The sequence below is a fragment of the Sphingomonas profundi genome, assembly GCF_009739515.1.
In the GTDB taxonomy this organism is placed as follows: Bacteria; Pseudomonadota; Alphaproteobacteria; order Sphingomonadales; family Sphingomonadaceae; genus Alterirhizorhabdus; species Alterirhizorhabdus profundi.
This window is the reverse complement of the sequence record NZ_CP046535.1, coordinates 576,196-598,906: the sequence shown is the minus strand read 5'-3', so window position 1 is coordinate 598,906 and position 22,711 is coordinate 576,196. Positions and strand designations below refer to the sequence as shown.

15 protein-coding genes are annotated in these 22,711 nt (G+C 70.4%); 12 read left to right on the top strand and 3 right to left on the bottom strand.

From position 1 onward, the window contains the following. The first annotated feature begins 45 nt into the window (after positions 1-45). The 6 genes from GNT64_RS02780 to GNT64_RS02755 all read left to right on the top strand — a co-directional run bounded on the left by GNT64_RS02780 (position 46) and on the right by GNT64_RS02755 (position 6,842). Positions 46-1,371 (top strand): MFS transporter, encoded by a 1,326-nt coding sequence (locus GNT64_RS02780; RefSeq protein ID WP_231639209.1) that lies wholly within the window; start codon positions 46-48, stop codon positions 1,369-1,371. Between the two features lie 360 nt (positions 1,372-1,731). Then, a complete protein-coding gene (locus GNT64_RS02775) occupies positions 1,732-2,898 on the top strand; it encodes an alpha-hydroxy-acid oxidizing protein (RefSeq protein WP_156678128.1) in 1,167 nt (388 codons plus the stop codon). Positions 2,899-3,669: 771 nt separating this feature from the next. After that, positions 3,670-4,488, top strand: a complete 819-nt coding sequence (locus tag GNT64_RS02770) for an SDR family NAD(P)-dependent oxidoreductase (RefSeq protein WP_156678127.1) — start codon at positions 3,670-3,672, stop codon at positions 4,486-4,488. Between the two features lie 45 nt (positions 4,489-4,533). Continuing rightward, positions 4,534-4,737 (top strand): hypothetical protein, encoded by a 204-nt coding sequence (locus GNT64_RS02765; protein ID WP_156678126.1) that lies wholly within the window; start codon positions 4,534-4,536, stop codon positions 4,735-4,737. Between the two features lie 17 nt (positions 4,738-4,754). Further along, positions 4,755-6,137: an aromatic ring-hydroxylating oxygenase subunit alpha gene (locus tag GNT64_RS02760; RefSeq protein ID WP_156678125.1), complete on the top strand. Its 1,383-nt coding sequence runs from the start codon at positions 4,755-4,757 to the stop codon at positions 6,135-6,137. A gap of 9 nt (positions 6,138-6,146) precedes the next feature. After that, positions 6,147-6,842 (top strand): SDR family NAD(P)-dependent oxidoreductase, encoded by a 696-nt coding sequence (locus tag GNT64_RS02755; RefSeq protein ID WP_156678124.1) that lies wholly within the window; start codon positions 6,147-6,149, stop codon positions 6,840-6,842. Positions 6,843-7,051: 209 nt separating this feature from the next. Here the strand turns inward: GNT64_RS02755 and GNT64_RS02750 are convergent, their stop codons facing one another. After that, positions 7,052-7,270: a hypothetical protein gene (locus GNT64_RS02750; protein WP_156678123.1), complete on the bottom strand. Its 219-nt coding sequence runs from the start codon at positions 7,268-7,270 to the stop codon at positions 7,052-7,054. On the opposite strand from GNT64_RS02750, the gene GNT64_RS02745 reads away from it, so the two are divergent. Then, positions 7,260-14,354: an autotransporter outer membrane beta-barrel domain-containing protein gene (locus GNT64_RS02745; RefSeq protein WP_156678122.1), complete on the top strand. Its 7,095-nt coding sequence runs from the start codon at positions 7,260-7,262 to the stop codon at positions 14,352-14,354. The genes GNT64_RS02750 and GNT64_RS02745 overlap by 11 nt on opposite strands. 80 nt (positions 14,355-14,434) lie before the next feature. Here GNT64_RS02745 and GNT64_RS02740 read toward each other — a convergent pair whose 3' ends face one another. Continuing rightward, complete coding sequence (locus GNT64_RS02740; RefSeq protein WP_156678121.1) at positions 14,435-15,787, bottom strand: amidohydrolase family protein; 1,353 nt, start codon at positions 15,785-15,787, stop codon at positions 14,435-14,437. Between the two features lie 101 nt (positions 15,788-15,888). Between GNT64_RS02740 and GNT64_RS02735 the strand changes: the two genes are divergently transcribed. Then, positions 15,889-16,272, top strand: coding sequence for an energy transducer TonB (locus GNT64_RS02735; RefSeq protein WP_197277257.1), 384 nt, complete (start codon positions 15,889-15,891; stop codon positions 16,270-16,272). A gap of 39 nt (positions 16,273-16,311) precedes the next feature. On the opposite strand, the gene GNT64_RS02730 is transcribed toward GNT64_RS02735, so the two are convergent. After that, complete coding sequence (locus GNT64_RS02730) at positions 16,312-16,632, bottom strand: hypothetical protein (RefSeq protein WP_156678119.1); 321 nt, start codon at positions 16,630-16,632, stop codon at positions 16,312-16,314. A gap of 321 nt (positions 16,633-16,953) precedes the next feature. Between GNT64_RS02730 and GNT64_RS02725 the strand changes: the two genes are divergently transcribed. From GNT64_RS02725 to GNT64_RS02710, 4 genes are all read left to right on the top strand, one after another. Next, on the top strand, positions 16,954-18,153 hold the full coding sequence (locus GNT64_RS02725) for an MFS transporter (RefSeq protein WP_156678118.1): 1,200 nt from the start codon (positions 16,954-16,956) through the stop codon (positions 18,151-18,153). A 194-nt stretch (positions 18,154-18,347) separates the two neighbouring features. Beyond that, positions 18,348-19,352, top strand: a complete 1,005-nt coding sequence (locus tag GNT64_RS02720; RefSeq protein WP_156678117.1) for a FecCD family ABC transporter permease — start codon at positions 18,348-18,350, stop codon at positions 19,350-19,352. After that, positions 19,346-20,143: an ABC transporter ATP-binding protein gene (locus GNT64_RS02715; protein WP_156678116.1), complete on the top strand. Its 798-nt coding sequence runs from the start codon at positions 19,346-19,348 to the stop codon at positions 20,141-20,143. The genes GNT64_RS02720 and GNT64_RS02715 overlap by 7 nt, the downstream gene beginning before the upstream one ends. A 135-nt stretch (positions 20,144-20,278) precedes the next feature. Then, a complete protein-coding gene (locus GNT64_RS02710; RefSeq protein ID WP_156678115.1) occupies positions 20,279-22,492 on the top strand; it encodes a TonB-dependent receptor in 2,214 nt (737 codons plus the stop codon). Positions 22,493-22,711: the final 219 nt, after the last annotated feature.

Sequence of the window (22,711 nt, the reverse complement as noted above, 5' to 3'; positions counted from 1 at the left end):
CCAAGCCCGGCGCCATCCTGACGCGCTGAGCCGGCGGATCGATCCGTGGCCGTCCTCGCCACCGCGCCGCGCGAGGCGCACGCCATCCCGGCCGTGTGGTCGCTGCGCGCGCTCCTGACGATCGGCTTCCTGGGCGTGACGGCCGGCATCCAGATGAGCGATCGCGGGCTGCAGGCGATCCTGCTCTCCGCCATCCAGCACAGCTTCGCCGTCAGCGATGCGACGATCGGCGCGTTGCAGGGGCTGGCGGGCGTGCTGGTGGGCAGTGCGGTGGCGGTGCCGCTGGCGCGGCTGGCCGATCGCCTGTCGCGCAAGCGCGTGCTGATCGGCCTGATCGCCGCGTGGGCGGCGCTGATGATGCTGAGCGCCGTCGCACCCAGCTTCCCGCTGTTCTTCGTCGGCCGCGCCGCCTCCGGCGTCACCGAGTTCGCGATGATCCCGATCGTCTACTCGATGATCCCGGATCTGGCGCCGGAGCGGCACCGCGTGACGGCGAACCTCGGCTTCGCCGCGCTGATGGCGGCGGGGGCGAGCGCCGGCTTCTACTTCGGCGAGGCGATCGTCGCCGCCGCCAACGCGCTGGTCCCGTGCGCGATCGAGCCCTGGCGCAAGGCAATGCTGCTGCTGTCGCTCGCCGGCCTGCCGCTGCTGCTGCTCGGCCTGTTCGTCAGCGATCCGCCGCGCCGGGCCGCCGCCGACGCGGTCGATACCGGCGGCTCGCTCGGCCTGTTCCTGCGTGCGCGATGGCAGGCGGTGGGCCTGTTCGTCGGCGTGGCCGGCAGCCTGATGAGCGCGGTGCAGGCGCTCAACCCGCTGATCGCGCTGGCGCTGGAACGGCGCTTCGGCGCCGATCTGGGGCCGATCGGCCACGCGCTGGGCATCGTCACCCTGCTCACCAGCATCGGCTGCCTGCCCGTGGCCGGCTTCCTCGATCGCACGCTGCGGCGGCGCTTCGGGCTGGCCGCCCGCCCGCTGATCATGGGCGCTTGCGCACTGGCCGCGATCCCCTTCGCCGCCCTGCTGATAATCGTCGACGACGTGGACCACGCCTTGCTGATGGTGGGATCGTTCCTGTTCGTCACCTGCACCGCCAACGCGCTGGTGCCGACCATGCTGCAGGATCTGACGCCCGCCACGTTGCGCGCGCGCAGCTTCGCGATCTGGAGCTTCGTCGTCTCGATCTTCTGCGCCGTCGGGCCGCTGATCGCCGGCTCGCTCTCCGATCTGGCGCTGCACGGCCGGCTGCTGGAGGCGATCGCCGTCACCGCCATACCGGCGCTGATCCTCTCCGCCGGATGCGCCATGCGCTCCGTCCTCGCCGCCGCCCGCGCGGGGGAGTCGTCGCCGGCCGGGGCCGCCGCACGCGATTGACCACGCCGGCGCGACGGAGCGCGAGGGCACCGCGAGAGCCCTTGCCGGCCAGCACGCGCGCACCCTCTTTCGCCTTGTACGCGATGAACCGCCTGTCTACCTTCACGGACGATAGGGCGCGTCGCCGCGACGGTGTCGGACTGGTCTGCCGCGATGCGGCGTCGCGCAGGCGTGGGCCGCAGTTGCCGGATGCACCTTAACGCTAGCGCGGCGGACGGCGCATGAGGCGGCGCCCACTTGCAACGCGGGATGAGGCCCCGGAAACTGGCGGCCGATGGCCACGATGCGCGACCGGCCGCCGCCAGCCCGCCCGCGCCTCCGCGCCCTGGCGGGTGCGGCCGGAATGTTCGGGGGACGAGGATGCCGCACTTCGGCGACTATCAGTTCGACATCTACCTCGCCGGGCTGCGCGGCGTGGTGCCGAAATATCCGGTCGACTTCGCCGGGCTGGAGCAGCGGGCCGAGGCGGCCATGTCTCCCTCGCTTCTCAGATACGTCCAGGGCGGCTGCGGCGACGAGCATACCCAGCGCAGCAACGCGGCGGCGTTCCGCCACTGGGGCATCGTCCCGCGCATGATGGTCGATTGCTCGTCCCGCGACCTATCGATCGATCTGTTCGGCATGCGCCTGCCTACGCCGGTCTTCATGGCGCCGATCGGCGTCACCGGCCTCTGCACCCAGGACGGCCATGGCGACCTCGCCGCCGCCCGCGCCGCGGCCGAGACCGGCGTACCGCTGACCGTATCGACGCTGACCAACGATCCGCTGGAGCATGTCGCGGCCGGCATGGGCGACACGCCCGGCTTCTTCCAGCTCTACACGCCGAAGGACCGGGAGCTGGCCGAGAGCCTGGTGCGTCGCGCCGAGGCCGCGGGGTACAAGGCGCTGATCGTCACCCTCGACACCTGGACCACCGGCTGGCGGCCGCGCGACCTGAACGCCGCCAACTTCCCGCAGCTGCGCGGCCACGTCATGGCCAACTACTGGTCCGATCCACGCTTTCGCGCGATGGTCGGGCGGCCGCCGGAGGAGGATGTGCCCGGCGCCGTGAAGGTGTGGACGGAAACCTTCGGCAAGGTGCTCACCTGGGCGGACATGCCGTGGCTGCGATCGCTGACGACGCTGCCGATCGTGCTGAAGGGCATCTGCCACCCGGACGATGCACGCCGCGCGATCGACGAGGGGGCCGATGCGATCTACTGCTCCAACCATGGCGGGCGGCAGGCCAATGGCGGCCTGGCCGCGATCGATCTGCTGCCGCCGGTCGTGGCGGCGGCGGGCGGCACGCCGGTGCTGTTCGATTCCGGCGTCCGCTCGGGCAGCGACGTCGCCAAGGCGCTGGCGCTGGGTGCGGCGGCGGTCGGCATCGGCCGGCCATATGCCTACGGCCTCGAGCTCGGCGGCGCGGAGGGCGCGGTGCACGTGCTGCGATCGCTGCTGGCGGAGGCGGATCTGCTGATGGCGGTGAACGGCTTCGTCGATGTCGCCGCACTGCGCCGGGCCGGCGCCGTGCGCATCCAGCCCTGACGGCGACCCCGCGCGCCGACATCGATCCTCGACGCTAGGGGTGAATTTGCACAGGGTATCGAGAGTACACCGCACAGCACAACCTCGATATCCATCCGAAAGGCCAATGCCGCCGAACTGTCATAGTTGATCGGGTAGAGCCGATAGCGAAACTGCCCGAATATGACAGCTTGAGATAGACAAGAGTTGAACACTCATCGCCGGCTTTGAAAGTTTAGCGCCTCGTAAGTTGCTTCAAAGCGAAACGCAGCTGCCGGATCGGTCCGCAATCCTTGGCATTGGCCGAAGCGGATGAGCATCGCCTGTTCTCCGACAGGAGCTCTGCTGCGGCAGAGCGATGTTCGCCTTGGCGCAAACACCACCTATTCCTTTCGACAGGCGCTGCGCACCCCTTTATTTAATACGCCCATTGCATAAAAATCGGAGGGGTGGCTGTCATGGTGTCGGCCGATATCTCGGATGTACGCACGTTCGCGCGTTGCAAGCGGACGGCACCCGTCAACCTTGGCGGTTCCGGTCGCCTCCGGTTCCGCCCGCGCACATTCGCGGCGACCACCCATGCGGGGCAGCCGGCGAAGCTGTCGCGCGGCAGCGGCGCCGATCGGGCGCAACCTGACGAACCTCTTCCACATCGGCGGTATCCGCGACGCACCGAGCAGCGGCGGCGGAAGCGGCACGAATGTCGTCCTCCCGGCCGAGATGCCGGGGCTCGCCGATGCTTCGCGCACCGTGCGGGTCCAGCTTATGCGGCGTTATCGAGGGATACGGTAAATGGGTCTGCTTGAAGGCAAGAGGGCGGTCGTGATCGGCGCGGCGGAGCCCGGCAACATGGGGCAGGCGATCGCTCGCCGCTATCGCGACGAAGGCGCCCAGGTGACGGTGGCGAGCCGCCGGGCGGAGAAGTCCGCCGCCTTCGCCGCCGAGATCGGCGGCCACAGCACCGCCTGCGACCTGACGCGCAAGGCGGACGTCCACGCCCTGGCCGACTTCGCGATCGAGAAGATGGGCGGCATCGACATCGCGGTGAACTCCACCGGCCTCGCCTTGGGCGCGCCGTTCCTCGAGTTCGGCGAAGCCAATCTCGACACGCTGATCGCGTTGCAGTTCAAGGGTTCCTTCTTCTTCCTGCAGGCGATGGTGCAGGCCATGCTGGGGCGCGGCGGATCGATCATCCAGATCAGCTCGGCGGTGGCGCAGCCGTCGACCACGGTGGATGGTGGCTACGATGCCTATATGGGCACCAAGGCCGGCATCGACCATGTCGTCCGCGCCGTCGCCAACCAGTTCGGGCGCGAGGGCATCCGCGTCAACACGATCGCCGCCGGGCACACCGATACGCCGATGCACCACGACAATTTCGGCGGCGGCGACATTCCCGCGTGGATGAAGCAGGTGTTCGCCGAAGCCACCCCGCTCGGCCGCTACGGCACGTCGGAGGACATCGCCGAGGCGGCCGTGTGGCTGGCGCGCGACCAATGCTTCATGACCGGCCAGGCGTTGCAGGTGAATGGCGGCCTCACCCTGCGCCGCAATCCGCTGAAGCATGATCTGGAGCGCGCCGAGCGCGACTGGCAGGCGGCGCAGGCCTGACGGACGACAATATGCGCGCCGAACCCCGCAACGACAGGTGAGATCATGAGCCACTGCGAGTTCGCGGCCTACGACGAACGGCACTCCGGCACCCACCTGCCGGAGCCGGCGAAGGTGCCCGGCACGAAGCGCGACGCCACCGGCTACCAGCCTCCCATGCCGTTCGATCTGGAGAGCGACGGCCCGACGGGCGCGCCGATCTGGTCCGCCTCGGTCGAGGCGATACCCGCCGCCACCTTGGCGGCCTGACTCGAGAGGAAGACGACATGGCCAGCCAGAGCGTGGAGCGACCGGGTGCCGCGCGGTGCCCCGGCCTGAGCGTGCAGGATCTGCTGCGCGCGGACAGCCGCCCGGTGCCCGACTATCTCACACGGGAATCGTACGAGTTTCTCGGTGACGAGGATATTCCGACCGAACGCTACACCTCCCCCGATTTCTTCCGCCGCGAGATCGACCGGCTGTGGCCGCGCGTGTGGCAGTGGGCCTGCCGCGAGGAGCATATCCCGGAGCCCGGCGACTATGTCGTCTACGATTTCGGGCCGTACTCGGTCATCGTCGTGCGGGCGGAGGACGGGGCGATCAGGGCGCATCGCAACGCCTGCATGCATCGCGGCACCCAGCTGAAGCCCAGCTTCAGCGAGGGCAGCGCCGGGCAGATCCGCTGCCCCTATCACGGCTGGACATGGCATCTCGACGGCAGCCTCAAGTCGCTGCCGTGCGCCTGGGATTTCCCGCACGTCTCGCCCGAACGCTACGCGCTCGGGGCCGTGCGGGTCGAGACGTGGGGCGGCTTCGTCTTCGTCAACCTCGATCCCGATGCGCCGCCGCTCGCCGAATATCTCGCGCCGCTGCCCGGCCACGTGCCCGGCGCCGTGTTCGAGGATCGCTACATCGCCGCGCACGTGCAGAAGGAGCTGAACTGCAACTGGAAGATCGCGTCGGAGGCGTTCCTCGAGGCCTATCACGTCATGGAGACGCACCCGCAGCTGATGCGCACCAACGGCGACGCGAACACGCAATATGATGTCTACGGCGACAATGTGAACCGCCTGATCAACGTCGCCGGATCGCCGAGCGCCTTCATCGAGGAGCCGATGACCGAGCAGGCGATCCTCGACAGCTTCCTGATCGGCGATCGCGGCGACGTGACCGAGAAGCTGATGGTCGGCGAAGGCGAGACGGCGCGGCGGATCATGGCGCAATTTTTCCGCGATACGGTGGCGGCACGCGGCGGGCCGGATCTGTCTGCCACCACCGACAGCGAGATCGTCGATTCGATCGCGTACTTCGTCTTCCCCAACCAGCAATTCTTCTCGGGCATCTCCTTTCCGATCGTCTACCGCTTCCGGCCGGACGGGATGCACCACGATCGATCGATCTTCGATCTCGTCATCCTGAAGCCCAGGCCGAAGGACGGCACGCCGTGGGAGACCGCGCAGCCGGTGCGCCTCGCCTCCGCGCAGTCCTTCACCACGGTGCCGGGCATGGATCCGTATATCGGCAACGTCTACGATCAGGATACCGGCAACATGGAAGCGGCGCAGCGTGGCTGCATGACGCTCGGCCGGCCGGGCGTCACGCTGGCCAATTATCAGGAGGTCCGCATCCGCCACATGCATCGGACCCTGATGAAATATCTCGAAGATTGAGGAGCGATCATGGCGACCATCCTGATCACCGGCGCCGCGCGCGGGCTAGGCTACGAACTCGCGCGGCAGTTGGCCGGACGCGGGCATCGCGTGCTGGCGACGTGCCGCGATCCGCGCAGGGCCGACACGCTGCGCGCCGCCGCCGACGCATCCGGCGGCACGCTGACGGTCCATGCCATGGACGTTGGCAGCACGGAGTCGGTCAAGGCGTGCCGGGCCGAGATCGGCGACATGCCGGTCGACATCCTCGTCAACAATGCCGGCGTGTGGGGCGGGCTGCCGGGGCAGGTGCTCGGCAGCATGGACTATGACAATTGGGCGCATGAGCTGAACATCATGCTGATGGGGCCGTTCCGCGTGGTGGAGAGCTTCCTGCCCAACATCCTCGCCTCCGGTGCCGGCAGGATCGTGTCGATCACCAGCCAGACGGCGGCCCACTCCTACGATCATGTCGTCGGCTACGCCTATGCCAGCGCCAAGGCGGGCACCAACCGCGTGATGACGGCGCTGGCGCAGGAACTCGGCTGCAAGGGCGTCACCGTCGTGCTGCTGCATCCCGGCTGGATCCGTACCGAGATGGCGGGCGCCGTCGCGGATCTGGAGCCGGACGAGGCGGCGGCGATGAACATCGCCGTAATCGAGGGACTGACGCCGGCCGACAACGGCAAGTTCCTGAAATGGACCGGCGACGAACACGCCTGGTAGACGGGCAAGTCGCGCCGGACGGGCCATCGGGACAGCCAAGGCGCGTCGACGCCTGAACGGCTCCCGCCGCTGCCCAGCCGAGTATCAGCGATATATCTGCACCAATACGGATATGAAACGCCGCCGATCGCGCCGATCACGCGCCAGCAGCGGCAGATCCGTCACAAATACGAAGCCGGACCGGCCTCGACAGCCAAGCCCACCCATGACTAAGGATGCTCCGTCAGGGCAGGGGGAACATCGTTGGTCAGCGGGAGCGTGACGCAGCCGAAGGCGCGTCTTTGCGGGGTCTTGTCGTCGTGCAGCGCGGCGGCGATGACGATGATGTTGGCGAGCGGCGCGCAGGCCGCCTGCGATCCGCGACCGCCCCGGGCGGGCGTGACGACGATATGCTCGGGCAGCAACGGCAGTCTTCGCGTGACGTCCAACAGCACGTCCGTCGTCGTTCAGGCCGGCGCATCGCTGACGGCGGGCGCGGGCGACGCGGCGGCCTTCACCGCCACCACTTCCGGCGCGCCGTTCGGCAGCATCGTGGGCCTCAGGGTGGACGGCACGGTCGACGGCGCCGGCGCCAACGGCGTGCTGGAGACGAACGACCCGGCCGACGGCTTCTCCTTCCCGTCGATCGGCCTGAACATCGTCGTCGGGGCCGACGGGCGCATCACCGGCGCCACGCCCCTGCGGTTGCGGCTGGCGCCGGAGAACATGTTCGGCGAGGTGTTCGCCACGCTGGACAATGCCGGCAGCATCCAGTCCTCCACCGGCGGCGCGGCGATCGTCGCAGAGGGCCAGAGCCGTACCAGGGTCTCGATCAACAATCGGCAGACCGGCACGATCGGTGCGATCCAGGCGACCATCGGCAGCTTCGTGAACAACGGCACGATCGCCGGCGGCGGCATGAGCGCCGCGACCATCGGCGGCGAGAATAGCGGCACGATCCGCAATGCCGGCGATGCGGCGACGCTCGCGCTGCGGAACGGCTCGTTCGTGCTCAACTCCGGCACGATCGCGAATGCCGGTCCGGGCGCCGCCATCGATTCGACGGTTAACCTGTCGCTCGAAAATCGCGCTGGCGGCCTCATCGCGAGCGGCGGATCGCTCGCCGTGCGCGGCGGATCGCTGACGCTGGTGAACCGCGGAACGATCGACGGATCGGTCGTCGCCACCGGAGCTGCGGGATCGGAGGTCGACACGATCGGCGGCCTCATCGATGGCGACGTGCGGCTGGGCGACGGTGACGATCGCCTCGCTGTCTCGCTCGATCTGGCGACCGGCCGCATCCGTGAGATCACCGGCGCCATCGACGTCGGCGGCGGCAGCAACCGGGCCGAGTTCGCTCTCGCGACGGGCGGGGCGATTGACGGCCTCGCTGCAGCGGCACGCTTCAGCAAGGTGCAATATACCCTGTCGAACGATGCCGCGCTCACGCTGGCGTCCGCGCCGGGCTATGTGATCGCGCTCGCCGGCAGCGGCAGCCTCACGACGAGCGGCACGATCGCCGTCAACGGCCCGCTCGTCACCTTTCCGGATCGGTACAGCGGATCCTCGCGGATCAGCGTGACCAACCTCGGCGACATCGTCTCCACGCTGGCCGATCCCACCACCTACGCGCTGGCGCCGCCGCAGCTATTCTCCTTCGTGAACCGGGGCACCATCACCGCCATCGGCGGGGGCGCGGTGGATGCGTCGCGAACCGTCTCGGACGATGGGGGCGGTCTCGTCAACGAAGGCACGATCACCGCCAGCGGCACGGCGGTGTACATATCCGGCCAGCCGCTGACCAATTCGGGCACGATCCGCTCGACCGGGGGAACCGCCGCCGTCATCGAACTGGGTGGCGGGCAGGTCCGCAGCATAAGCTCGACGAACAGCGGCACGATCGAAGGCGCCGCGCGGGGCGTGATGACGGGCGCGATCACGCTCGTGAATACCGGCACGATCGGCGCCACGGCGGGCATCGGCGTCGATCCGGGTTTCTCCTCGACGATCGACAACCGGGCCGGCGGCCTGATCCGCGGCACGATCGCGGCGATCGGCTTCGGTAGCAGCTTCTTCAGCAGAGAGGCGATCATCGTCAACGCCGGCCGGATCGAGGGTGCCGTCGATCTCTCCCATCCAGGCGCTTTCGACACGTCGTCCGACGTCTATGCGGATACGGGCGGCACGCTCGCCGGCGACCTGCGCCTGGGCGGCGGCGACGATCTGCTGCTGACGGACTATGGCCGGCTGGTCGACGGCCGCTTCACCGGCATCAGCGGGATCGTCGACGGCGGCGAAGGGCTGGACAAGGTGCGCCTGCGCGTCACCGGAGACCTGACGGCGGCGATCGTGCCGGTGGCCGGGTTCGAGGGCATCGGCTACGAGCTGGCGAACGGCGCGGCGCTTCGGCTCACCTCGGCCCGGCCGCTCACCACCACGCTGGACCTGACCGGCCGCGGCAGCGTCGATCTCGGCGCGGATATCGCGACGATCAACGATCCGGTCGTCTCGACCGCCGCCTCGACGCTCGATCAGTTGCTCGCCGTCGGCGTCGGTAATGCGGACGTGTCGGCCCTGTCGATCGTGAACCGGGGCACGCTCTCCTATACGCTGATCTCCCCGTCGAGCGGCTTCTCCGGCGTGCTCGTCACCGCGAACTCGACGTTCGAGAATGCCGGGACGCTCAACGTCACGAGCGCGCCTGGCGTGAGCGGACGCGCGATCGGCCTCTTCGGTTCGGATTTCCCCTTCAGCGGCACCCGCACGATCGTCAATTCCGGCACGATCAATCTGGATGGATCGATCGGCATCAGCGGCAATGGCAACACCGGCATCATCAATCGCGGCAGGATCGTGCAGGCGCCCGGCGGCAGCGCCGCGTCGATCGGCGTCTCCGTGAACGGGGATCTGACGAACAGCGGCACGATCGAGACGGGCGGATGGGCGGTGTCGGCGACCAGCTTCGCCAGCATCACCAACAGCGGCCGCATCGCCAGCACCGGGGATGCGGCGATCCGCGGCATCTTCGCCGATCTCGCCGTCGCCAATCTCGCCGGTGGCACGATCAGCGGCGGCGCGGGCGTGGCGATTCGGAACGACGGCCGTACCATCGTCACGAACGCCGGCACGATCGAGGGCGACGTCCTGCTCGGCCGCAGCTTCTCGTTCGGCAACGGCTCGGTCTATGTCGCGGAAGGCGGACGCCTGAACGGCAACCTGCTGTTCAGCCCCGGCAACGACACGCTGCTGGTGCGCAACTGCACGACCGGGGTGAGCGGCACGATCGACGCCGGCGACGGCATCGATCGCTACGGCACCAGCTTTTCCGCCAGCGGCAGCATCACCATCGGCGGGCCACTGCCGGCGACCTTCGAGGAGGAGGCGGTGGAGGCGATCGGGCGCGACACGATCGTGACGATAAACGGCCCGGCCGCCGGCGCCGCCAACGGCCTGGTGCTCTACGGCGACGGCATGTTCGTCAATCGCGCCGACGTGCTCGGCAGCCAGGATTCCCTCTACAGTGTCAGCTTCGGCGAGGATCTGAGAGGAAGCTTCGTGGGCGACAGTGCGGCCGCGAGCTTCACCAACCAGGCGACGCTCCGCACGGGCGTGACCGGCTTTGCCCGCAGCTTCGTCAACGATGGCACGATCGGCTCTGCCTCCCGCACGAACAGCGTGCTGCTGTTCGGCACGGCCGAGGAGGCGTTCACCTTTTCAAACACCGGCTCCATCCTTGGCACCGGCGACTCTTCCAACGGTTTCTATGCGGCGGTCGCTCTCTCTCAGGGCCTGCCGAACGAAGGCAGCGCCGCGCCCGTCTCCATCGCCAACCAAGGGCAGATCAGCGGCGGCCTGGCCGCCTCGCTGCAATCCTCGTCCGTCTCGTTCGTCAACGGCGGCACGATAAGCCGCGGCGGCTTCGCTGCGACAAGCGTCAGCATCGGCAACTTCACGGACACGGGCAACACGCTCGTCGCCGCGAACAGCGGCATGATCGAGGCGACCGGCACCGGCGGTGCGGCGCTGCTGGTCGCCGCGAACGCGCTGGACGAATCGACCTCGACCATCAGCATCACGAACAGCGGCACCGTCATCGCGCGGCGCGACGGCCTGGCCGACGCCGGCCTGCCCCGCTTCTCCGCCGGGCTGGTCGCCGTGGCCGATAGCGGCAGCGTCGTCTCGGTCGTGAACGCGGCGGGCGGCAGGATCGCCGCGCCCGGCGTCGCCTCGGTCGCTCTGGTCGTGCCCGGCGGCACGCTCGACCTCGTCAATGCCGGCACCATCACCGGCGGCGCCGGCACCGCGGTGGAGCCCGACACGCTCGCCTTGCTGGGTAATGGCGGCCTGGTGGCGGACGGCTTCATCGCCGGTGCGATCCAGACGGGCGAAGGCGGCGACCGGATCCGCAACAGCGGCACGATCACCGGCTCGATCGATCTGGGTGCGGGCGACGACGTGATCGAGAATAGCGGCCTGATCGACGGCATGGTCTATCTGCGCAGCGGCAACGATCGCTTCGTCCAGAGCGCCGGCGCGATCGTGACGGGCGTGATCGACGGCGGCGACGGCATCGACGCCTTGGCCATCGATGCCACCGGAGGCGGCACCGTAGCAGCGATGCGCTACGTCAATTTCGAGAGCGTCACGCAGAGCGGCAGCGGCAGCGTCGCCTATTCCGGCGCATTCGCGGTCGATACGATCGGGCTGGCCGGCGGCACCGCCACCATCGCGGCCGGCGAGACCGTGTCGACGGCGGGGCCGATCACCTTCACGGGCAGCGGCGGCGGCGAGTCGATCGACAATGCCGGCACCATCGCCGGCGGCGTTGCGCTGGGCGGCGGCGACGATTCCGTCGTCAATCGCGGCACGATCCGCGGCGCGGTGATGCTCGGCGCCAGTGCCGACACGTTCGTCGAGGGGGCGGGCAGCACCGCCGCCGCGGGCGTGGACGGCGGGGACGGGATCGACACCTATATCGCGGCCCTCGCCGGCGATCGGACGGGCCTTGGCGCGCGGTCCGGGTTCGAGCGGCTCGGCGTGACCGGCGCGGGCACGCTGACGCTGCGGCTCGATCAGGCGTGGGACATGATCAGCCTGGCCGGCACCGGCCTCGCGCTGGACCCCTCGGGCTTCGCGGTCGCCCGCATCGCCGGCGGCGATGGCGGCGAGAGCGTGGCGGTGCGCGGCGACACCGCCGCCGTGGCGCTCGGCGGCGGCAATGACGATCTCGCCCTGTCCGGCGATCGCCTCAGCGGCAGCTACGATGGCGGCGCCGGCAGCGATCGCCTGACGCTGACCGCCCCCGGCACGGTGACGCTGGCCGGCACCGCCAGCGGCTTCGAGACGATCGCCCTCGCCGGCGGACGGCTCGATGTCGCCGGCACGCTGGGCGCCGCCGCCGACCGGACGACCTTCGGCGATGCCGGCGACGCGCTGACCCTGCTCGCCGGCGGGCGGCTGCTGGGCGCGGTGTCGCTGGGCGGCGGCGCGGACATGTTCCGGCTCGCCGCAGGCGCCGCCCTGGACGGCACCGTCTCGGGTGGGGACGGCAGCGATCGCGCGGTGCTGGAACTCACCGCCGACCTCGCCATCGACGGCGACCGGCTCGGCCAGTTCGAGGTGCTGGAGGCCACCGACAGCGGCGCCCTGCGCATCGCGCGCGGCACCGCCCGGTTCGATACCGTGCTGCTCGGCGACAATGCGCTGACCGTCGATGCCGGCGCGACGCTGGTGGCCGGCAGCACCAGCTTCGGCGCGGGGGCCAACCGCCTCACGCTGGCCGGCACGTTCGCCGGCGCGGTCGATCTCGGCGCGGGCGACGACGTGCTGCGGCTGACCGGATCGCCGGCGATCTCCGGCAGCATCGATGCGGGCGCCGGCAGCGATCGCTTCGAGGTCGCCGTGTCCGGTACGGAGGCGGCGCCGACGGCGCTCGGCACGACCCGCTTCGTCAATTTCGAGGCGCTGGCGCACCAGTCCGGCGTCGCCAGCTTCGCCGGCAACCTCGATTTCGCCACCGCCGCCATCTCGGGCGGCCGGCTGATCGGCCTCGCCGGATCGCGGCTGACGGCGCCGACGATCACCGTCGCGAGCGGCGCCACCTTCGGCTCGGCCGGCGCGGTGATCGGCAACATCGTGGTCGCCGGCACGCTCAGCCCCGGCGCGTCGCCGGGCACGATGGCGGTGACGGGCAACGTCGCCCTCGCGGCGGGATCGACGACGCTGCTGGAGCTCAGCCCCTCGCTCAGCGACCAGCTGGTCGTGTCCGGCGCGGTCACGATCGCCTCGGGCGCCAGCCTGTCGCTCGTCGGCACGCGCCCGCTCACGCCGGGCATCTCGCTCGACCTGATCGTCGCTACCGGCGGCATCAGCGGCACGTTCGGCACGATCAGCCAGGCGGCGTCGGTCGGCGGCTTCCTCAGCCAGTCGGCCAATCGCCTGCAACTGCTCGGCACCTTCCGCACCGATGCCGGCTTCTCGCCACAGGTGAACGCCACGATCGGCTACGTGAACGGCGTGCTCGTCTCCGGCCAGGGCGGATCGGCCCTCGTCGCCGCGGTGCCGCAGCTGCTCGCCGCGGGTGGCGCCAGCAACCCGGATGCGTTCCGCCGTCTCTCGCCGGAAGCCTATGCGGCGGCCTCGCAGCTGGGGGCCGAGAACGGCCTGACGATCATCGAGGCGGCGCGCGCGCAGAGCCGCACCACGGCGACGTCCGCCGGCCTGTTCACCTTCGGCCAAGCGCTGACCAACCACCGCACGATCCCCGGCGACCGCCTGCAGGGCACCGCGTCCGCGCGGATGCAGACCTATGGCGGCATGGGCGGCATCGGCATCGGCGCCGAACGGGGCTGGATTGGCGCCTTCGTCGGCTATCTCGACGGTCGCCAGCGGCTCCGCGCGATCGATGCCAGGACGGACGCGGACGGCGTGATCGCCGGCGTGCAGGGGGAGGTGTCGCTCGACGCGCTCACCCTCGGCGCGCTCGTCGCCTATGACGGCGGCAAGGCGACGACGCGCCGCGCGCTGCCCGGCTCCGCCAGCGCGGCGGGGCGCTACGATCTGCACAGCTGGATCGGCGACGTCACGGCCCGCTACACGGCGATGCTGGGCGGCTGGGCGGTGCAGCCGCGCGTCGGCGTCAGCTATGTCCGGTCCACGCGCGGGCGGGTCGCCGAGAGCGGCACCGGCCCGTTCCTGCTCGACGTCGCACGCGATCGTGCGGAACGCTGGTTCGTCAACGGCGACATCGCGGTGATCGGCGGCCGCGAGGCGGGCGCACGCGTGCACCCCTACGTCTCGCTGGGCGTGCGACGGGCGATCGACGGGCGCGGCAGCCTGGCCACGGCGGCGTTGCGCGGCGCCAGCACCGGCTTCACCGTGCCGGGGGCGGCGCGCGACCGCACCGTCGCGACGGCCGGCGGCGGTATCGGCGTGGACCTCACCGGGCAGCTGAGCCTGTTCGGCACCTATGCCGGCGAGTTCGGTGACGGACCGCGCCACAACGGCCTGATCGGCTTGCGCTTCCGCATGTGACTCCGCCGGGATAACGCCACCGCATAGGCGTAGGCGGCGGACGCGACCGGCCCGGCGGTCGTGCCTGGTGACGGCCAGGATCAGTCCCGCAGGGCATGCTCCGGCGCCGGCAGCGGCCCTTTCACGACGGTTCCGGCTGACCAGCTTTCGACGATGTCGTCGATCGCCGCGATGTTCCGCGTCGGATCGCCGCGCACGACTAGCAGGTCGGCGCGCCTGCCCGCGGCGATCGTGCCGCGATCGGCGAGGCCCATCTCCTCGGCCGCGCGGCTGGTCGCGACGGTCAGCGCCTCGACGGGGCTGAGCCCCGCCTCGACCATCAACGCCAGCTCGCGATGCTCGGCGATGCCGGGCACGCGCAACGGGGCGGCGCCGCTGTCCGTGCCGAAGCCGATCCTGACGCCGGCATCGTGCAGGATCTTCAGGTTCCGCAGGTTCATCGCCAGCGATGTGCGCGCCTCCGCCGCCTTGGGATCGGCCAGCGTCCTCGCGCGCCACGCCGGATCGTCCACCTGCCGGGCCAGTTCGGGCGACAGGGCCGCGCGGGCGAAGGCCGTCCGCGTCCATGGCGCCTGCTCGGCCCAGGCGGTGGTCGCCTCGTCGAGTTCCAGCGTGGCGACGTACCAGACGCCCCGCGTCTTGAGCTCGCCCGCGAATTCCGGCGGGATCGGCTGGTCGCGGACGCCGTGCGCCAGAATGTCCGCGCCGGCCGCCACCACCATCCGCGCATCCGCCAGATCATGGATGTGCGCGGCGACGCGAACGCCCCTGGCATGCGCCTGCGCGATCACGGCGGCGACGATCTCCGGCCGCATCTTTCTCGGCAGCGTGCCGCCGAACGTATCGACCCAGATCTTCACCAGATCGGTCTTCGCCGCCACCATTCGATCCACCGCCGCCTTCGCCTCGGCGACCGTCGCGGGCCGGTACAGCTGGTCCGGCGCGCTCTTCATCATCGCCTGCGGCGGCGCGCCGTCGGGCGCGCCGATGCCCTGGTCGACCCCGAACAGATCGGCGGGCAGCCTGCCCGCATGCGCCTGCACGCGCAGGCTGTCGAACAGCGGGCGGTTGTTGCCGAGCGCCACCACGGTGGTGACGCCGTAGCGGCGATACTGCGCCAGCTGCCCGGCGATGATCTCCGCCGTATAATTTTGCGGCCCGGTCGACACGCCCGATACGGCGCCGACATGGCTGTGATCCGAGATGAGGCCGGGCATCACCGTGTAGCCGCGATAGTCGCGCCGTTCCGCTGTGGGCGGAACGGGCACTGCCCTGCCCGCGGCGACGACATGATCGCCGTCGATCAGCACGGTGGCGTCCTCCACCGGCGCCCCGCCGCCGGCGAACAGACGGACATGATCGAGGGCGATCGGGGCGGCGCCGGCCGGCACCGCCATGCCGGAGAGAAGGGCGATCGCGGCGTATGTCTTCATGGGGTCACTCCGGCTCCGGCCTGCATCGGCATACGATAGTTCACGCCGTTGATGTCCGATTGCGGACGCCCTGTCACCCGGATCGAGCCTGCGGGCCGGACATGACGCCGCTGCCGCTGCCGCCGCTGCCGGAAGCGCGGCGGGTCGAGGTGACGCCGCCGCCGCCGCCGCAGCCCGCCGCCCTCTCGCGCGCCGCGAAGGCATCGGCCAGGGGCGATCGCGCCGGCTGGATCACGGCGGAGGACTATCCCGCCCGATCGCTGCGCAACGAAGAGGAAGGCACCGTTTCGATCAGCGCCCGCATCGGCGCGGACGGCCGGGTGAGCGACTGCACCGTCACCGCCTCCAGCGGCTTCCCGCTGCTCGACGAGGCGACGTGCCGGCTCTACCAGCGCCGCGCCCGCTTCACCCCCGCGCGCGACGATGCCGGCCAGCCGACCGCGACGAACACCACCGACCGCATCCGCTGGACGATCCCGCGCTGATGCCCCGGCCGGGGAGGGCGATGCGCGCCCTCCCCGGCCTCAGCTTTCCGGACCGGCGGGTTCGTCCGCCTGGGCCGCCGCCCGCTCGCCCCGCTTCCTACGGTAGTGATTGGCCGCCAGCGTCGCCCCGAGGATGAACCCGCCGGGCGCGAGCAGGATCACGGCGGCGAGGCCGATCTTCTTGTAGGTGTCTCTCTGCATGGTCACGACCATAGCGCCGGCAAATGAACGGGCGATGGCAGTCGTACCCGGCGAGACGAAACGCCGACATCTGCGCGCCTCTACTTTCAACGCGCCTGCTTCATCTTGCGCCGGCCCTTCGCGCTGGTCGGCGGGGTGATGCGCCGGCACCGCGCCCACGGTTCGGCGACAGTGCCGGCGTGACCGGCCGACGGGCGCGCCTGACTGGCCCCCCATGTCGGATCGACACTCCGCTTCCTGCATGTCCGCTCGTCCTGAGGAGGGGCTGAGTGACCGCGATCAATGGCTCCTCAGAATGAGCGGTTTGCATAGGAGGCAAACGAAACCGGCTTCATCCGCTGAATGTCGAATGCCCTGGTGGAGGAAGGGTCGGGCGGTTCCCGTTGCAAGCGAGGGCCGTCGGGGCCACATGGGCGCGGGCGGCGCACCAGCCGCAGGCTCGGGAGAGGCCGCCGGAACCAACCCGAGGATGCCCCGCTCATGTCCACCGCCGTCTCCGCGATCCCCCGCGATCGGTGTGATACGCCGCCCTACGGCGCCGGTGTGGCCGAACTGGCGCTGGCGCTCGGCGGCTTCGCGCTCGGCACCGGGGAGTTCGCGTCGATGGGGCTGCTGCCCAACGTCGCGCGCGACGTGCATGTCAGCGTGCCGGTGGCCGGGCACATGATCAGCGCCTATGCGCTCGGCGTCGTCATCGGCGCGCCGCTGCTGGCGGTGGTGTTCGCGCGGGCGGGGCGACGGGCGATGCTGATCGGGCTGATGGCCTTCTTCGCCTGCGCCAACCTGCTGTGCGCCCTCGCCTCCAGCTACGGCCTCGTCGTCGCCGCGCGCTTCCTGGCCGGCCTGCCGCACGGCGCCTATTTCGGCATCGCCTCGCTGGTCGCGGCGTCGCTGGTGCCGGCGGACAAGCGCGCGCAGGCCGTCGCGCGGATGATGCTGGGGCTCAGCTCCGCCAACATCGTCGGCGTGCCGTTCGCCACGTGGGTGGGCCAGGTGGCGGGCTGGCGGGGGGCGTTCGTCGTCGTCGCCGCGATCGGCCTCGCCACCGCCATCCTGTGCCGCTTCGCCCTGAGGCCGATCCCGGCGCCGGACGATGCGAGCCCGCTGACCGAGCTCGGCGCGCTGCGCCGCGGGCAGGTGTGGCTGACGCTCGGCATCGCCGCGATCGGCTTCGGCGGCGTGTTCGCGGTCTACAGCTACATCACGCCGATGCTGACGGAGGTGTCCGGGATGGCGGAGGCGCACGTGCCGATCATCCTCTCGGTAATCGGCGCGGGGATGGTGGCGGGCAGCCTGTTCGGCGGCTGGCTGGCGGATCGCGGCGTGATGCGGGCGATCTGGATCACCCTGGCGCTCAACGTGGTCACCCTCGGCCTGGTCGCGATTACCGCGCACGATGTGGCGGCGGTGACGGTCAACATGTTCTTCGTCGGCTTCGCCGCCCTCTCGATGGGGCCGCCGCTGCAGACGCGGCTGATGGACATCGCGGCGGACGCGCAGGCGCTGGCCGCCTCGCTCAACCACAGCGCGTTCAACCTGGCCAATGCGCTGGGCGCATGGCTCGGCGGCGTGGCGATCGCCGCCGGGCTCGGCTGGACCTCGACCGGGCCGATCGGGGCGCTGCTGGCGCTGGGCGGCCTCGCCATCTGGTTCATGGCCTGGCGAACCCGCACCGTCTGAGAAGCGGCTTGCCGGGCCTGCCGGCGAGTCCTACGGAACCGGCGTGCATCATCAGACCGTCGATCAGCGTGCCGGTGCCGGTCGGATAGCCACGCCGTTGACGAAGGCGGGCGGCCGTGCCGACGCGGCGGCCCCGGCCGGCGCAGCGCACCGGCAGCGCGCCGCCATCCCACCCCCGCCAGGCGGCTGCTGCCATGCCCCGTCCGCCTGAGGCGCGCCACCGGCTGCTGCTGCCCGGCCTGCTGATGCTGGCGATCCTCGCCGGCATCGCCTCCCTCGGCATCGGCGCCGCCACCATCGCACCGGCGCGGCTGCTGGCTGCGGCGGCGGGCCATGGGGATCGCATCGCGGCCGCGATCCTGTTCGATCTGCGCCTGCCGCGCGCGATCCTGGGTCTGGCGATCGGCGGCATGCTGAGCCTGGCGGGCGCGGCGCTGCAGGGCTTCCTGCGCAATCCCCTGGCCGAGCCGTCGGTGCTCGGCGCGTCCAACGCGGCGGCGCTCGGCGCGGTCGGCGCGCTCTATTTCGGTTTGTCGGAGCTGCACATCCTCATCCTGCCGGCTCTCGCCATCACCTCCGGCCTGCTCGCTTTGCTCCTCCTCTTCGCGCTGGCGGGCCGTTCGGAAAGTCCGCTCACGCTCATCCTCGCCGGCATCGCCGTCTCCACGATGGCCGGCGCCGGCATCAGCCTCGCCCTCAACCTCTCGCCCAATCCGTTCGCGGCGATGGAGATCACGACGTGGCTGCTCGGATCGATCGAGAACCGCTCGATCGATCATGTCTGGGTGGCGCTGCCGTGCATCGCGATCGGCATGGCCCTGCTGCTGGTAGACGCCCGCGCGCTCGATGCGCTGACGTTGGGGGAGGACGGCGCGCAGGCGCTCGGCGTCGATCTCGCGCGCACCCGGCTCCGGTTGCTGCTGGGCGTGGGCATCGGCGTCGGCGGCGCCGTGGCGGTGTCCGGATCGATCGGCTTCGTCGGCCTCATCGTGCCCCATCTGGTCCGGCCGCTGACGGACCGGAGCCCCTCGTCCGTCCTGCTGCCGTCGCTGCTGGCGGGGGCCGCGCTGCTGACGCTCGCCGATATCGCGGTGCGGCTGGTGCCGACCCAGAACGAGCTCAAGCTCGGCGTCGTCACCGCCTTCCTCGGCGTTCCCGTCTTCCTCGTCCATCTGCTGCGGGAACGGCGGCTGTGGTGACGCTCACCTTCCGCGACGCAAGCGTGTCGCTGGGCGCGCGGCCGGTGCTGCGGGGCGTTTCCACCACGATGTCGCCGGGCGCCCTGATCGGCATCGTCGGGCCGAACGGGGCCGGCAAGTCGACCCTCGTGCGCACGTTGCTGGGGCTGCTGCGCCCGGACGGGGGCGCGGTGCTGCTGGACGGGCAGCCGGTGGCCGGCCTGCCGCGCCGCGCCGTCGCGCGGTCGCTCGCCTATCTGCCGCAGGGCCAGACGCTGCACTGGCCGCTCTCGGTGGAGCGGCTGGTGGCGCTCGGCCGGCTGCCGCACCTGGCGCCGCTGTCGCGTATATCGCCGCGCGACATGGCGATCGTCGAGGAGGCCATGGCGCGCGCCGGCGTCGGCCACCTGCGCGCGCGGGTGGCGACCGAACTGTCCGGCGGCGAGCGGGCGCGCGTGATGCTGGCGCGGGCACTGGCGGTCGACGCACCCGCCCTCGTCGCCGACGAGCCGCTCGCCTCGCTCGATCCCGGCCACCAGCTTGACGTCATGGACCTGCTGGCCGGCGAGGCCAGGGCCGGCAAGCTGGTGATCGCGGTGCTGCACGATCTCACGATGGCGGCGCGCTACTGCGATCGGCTGCTGCTGCTGGATCGCGGCCGGCTGGTGGCGGAGGGGGCGCCGCTGGCCGTCCTCACGCCGGAGCGGCTGGCGCACGTCTACGGCATCGCGGCCCGCATCGAAGCGGCGGACGGCTGGCCGCTGATCGTGCCTGTCGACCGCATCGCCGCGCACGACGACGCGAGCGCCTGACGCCGCCTCGACGTCATCAAGACGTCTTTTACGACTTGTCGATCGCTGGAGAGCGCGATAACGGCTACTGCTAATGACTTGCAGTTGTAGCGCGTCTATCGGCAGAGACCGTGCGCGCGTAAAGGGGATCTACCGATGAAGACGTGCCGTGTCGCCGCTCTGGCCCTGTCCTGCTCGCTTTTCGCGCTGTCGGCCCCGGCCCGCGCGCAGGCAGTCGCGACCGCCGCCGACGAGGCGGCGACGGTCGGCGCGGAGGAGATCATCGTCACCGCGCAGCAGAACAACCAGACGCAGGTCATCCGCAGCGGCGATCTCGGCGCGCTGGGCGACAAGCCGGCGGAGGACGTGCCGTTCAGCATCAAGAGCTACAATGCCGCGCTGATCCTGAACCAGCAGCCGAACACCCTGGGCGACGTGCTGCAGAACGATCCGGCGATCCGCGTCACCTACGGCTTCGGCAATGCGGCAGAGCTGTTCGTGATCCGCGGCTTCCCGGTGTTCGGCGACGATGTCGGCTTCAACAGCCTCTACGGCATCACGCCGCGCCAGCTGGTGGCGCCGGAACTCTACGATCAGGTGCAGGTGCTGAACGGCGCCAGCGCCTTCCTGAACGGCGCCGCGCCCGGCGGTTCGGCGATCGGCGGCAACATCAACCTGGCGGCCAAGCGCGCCGGCGATGACGATCTGAACCGCGTCACAGCGAATTACACGTCGGACGCGCATGTCGGCGGCAGCGTGGACGTCGCCCGCCGCTTCGGCGAGGGCGGGCGGTTCGGCGTGCGCATCAACGGCGCGGCACGGCGCGGCGACGTGGCGATCGACGACGAGTTCCGCAGCGCCTACGTGATCGGCGGCGGCTTCGATTTCCGTGGCGAGAGCGTGCGCCTGTCACTCGATCTCGCCTATCAGCGCTTCAAGGTGAACAGCCTGCGCCCCAAGGTGACGATCGGCACCGCCACCATCCCGCGCGTGCCCAGGGCCAGCCACAATTATGCGCAGCCCTGGGCCTACACCACGCTGCGCGACATCTTCGGCACCGCCCGCGCCGAGTGGGACGTGGCCGACAATGCGATGCTCTACGCCGTGATCGGTGCGCGCGACGGATCGGAGAAGGGCGTCTACCAGGGCCTCACCGTCACCAACGCCGTCACCGGCGCGGCCACCGGCAACGCCCTGTTCGTGCCGCGCACCGACAATAACGAGGCGGCGACCGCCGGCGCGCGGGTGAAGCTGGCGGCCGGCGGCATCACGCAGGAGTTCAACGCCGGCGCCAGCCTGACCTGGCAGGTCAACCGCAACGCCTTTGATTTCCTCTACGGCCCCGGCTTCGCGGGCTTCCAGACGAACATCTACGACACGCCGGACGTGCCGCTGCCAAGTTCCACCTTCCAGGGCGGCAATCTGGACGATCCGTTCCCGATCTCGCGCACCCGGCTGCGCAGCGTGTTCGCATCCGACACGATCGGGCTGTGGGAGGATCGCATCCTGCTCACCGCCGGCATCCGCCTGCAGGAGATCAAGACGACCTCCTACTCGTATTTCGACGGATCGGCGGCACCCTCCTACGAGAAGAGCAGCCTCACGCCGGTCGTCGGCCTCGTCGTCAAGCCGGTGGCGGGGGTGTCGCTGTTCGCCAACCGGATCGAGGGGCTTCAGCAGGGGCCAACCGCGCCGGCCAGCGGCTTCAACGCGATCACCGGCACAACCCAGCCCGTCAGCAATCTCGGCCAGGTGTTCGCGCCGTTCCGCTCCACTCAGTATGAGGCGGGCGCCAAGGCCACCTTCGGCCGGTTCAACGCCAGCGTCGCGGTCTACCAGATCAAGCTGCCGCTGGGTCAGGTGACGCCCGATCCCGCTGCCCCCGGCTTTCTGCGCTTCGGCCTGTTCGGCGAGCAGCGCAATCGCGGCGTCGAACTGAGCGTGGACGGCGAATTGACGAAGGGCCTGCGCGTGATCGCCGGCGGCGCCTTCGTGAAGGCCAAGCTGCGCGACACGCCGTTCGGCGCGAACGACGGCAATTACGCGCCCGGCGTGCCGAAATATACGGGCAACGCCAATGTCGAGTGGGACACGCCGTTCGTGCCCGGCCTCACCCTCACCGGCCGCGTGATCTACACCGGCAAGCAGAAGGTCGATCAGGCGAACACCCTTCAGATCAAAGGCTGGACCCGCTTCGATCTCGGCGCGCGCTTCGTGCTGGTGGCCGGCGACAAGCCGATCACCCTGCGCGCCGGCGTGGAGAATGTCGCCAACAAGCGCTACTGGGCGTCCGCCTTCGACAGCTTCAACCAGGCGCTGCTCCAGGGCGCGCCCCGCACCGCCAAACTGTCCGCCTCGATCGACTTCTGACCCGGCCTCTCCGCACAGCGCCGTTGCGCAAGCACAGGCCGACCGCATCGAGGAGGCTTGCGTGCCCGCAAAAACGGCGTAACCTGCCCTCACGCCGCCACAGAGCGACGGGAACGGGAAGGGTCTGATGGAACGGATTGAGCCGGCCCTGTGTCGCTGCAGCTTCGGGCTGCTGTGCCTAGCCAGTGCGATCACCTCGTCGATCGCGGCCACGGTCTA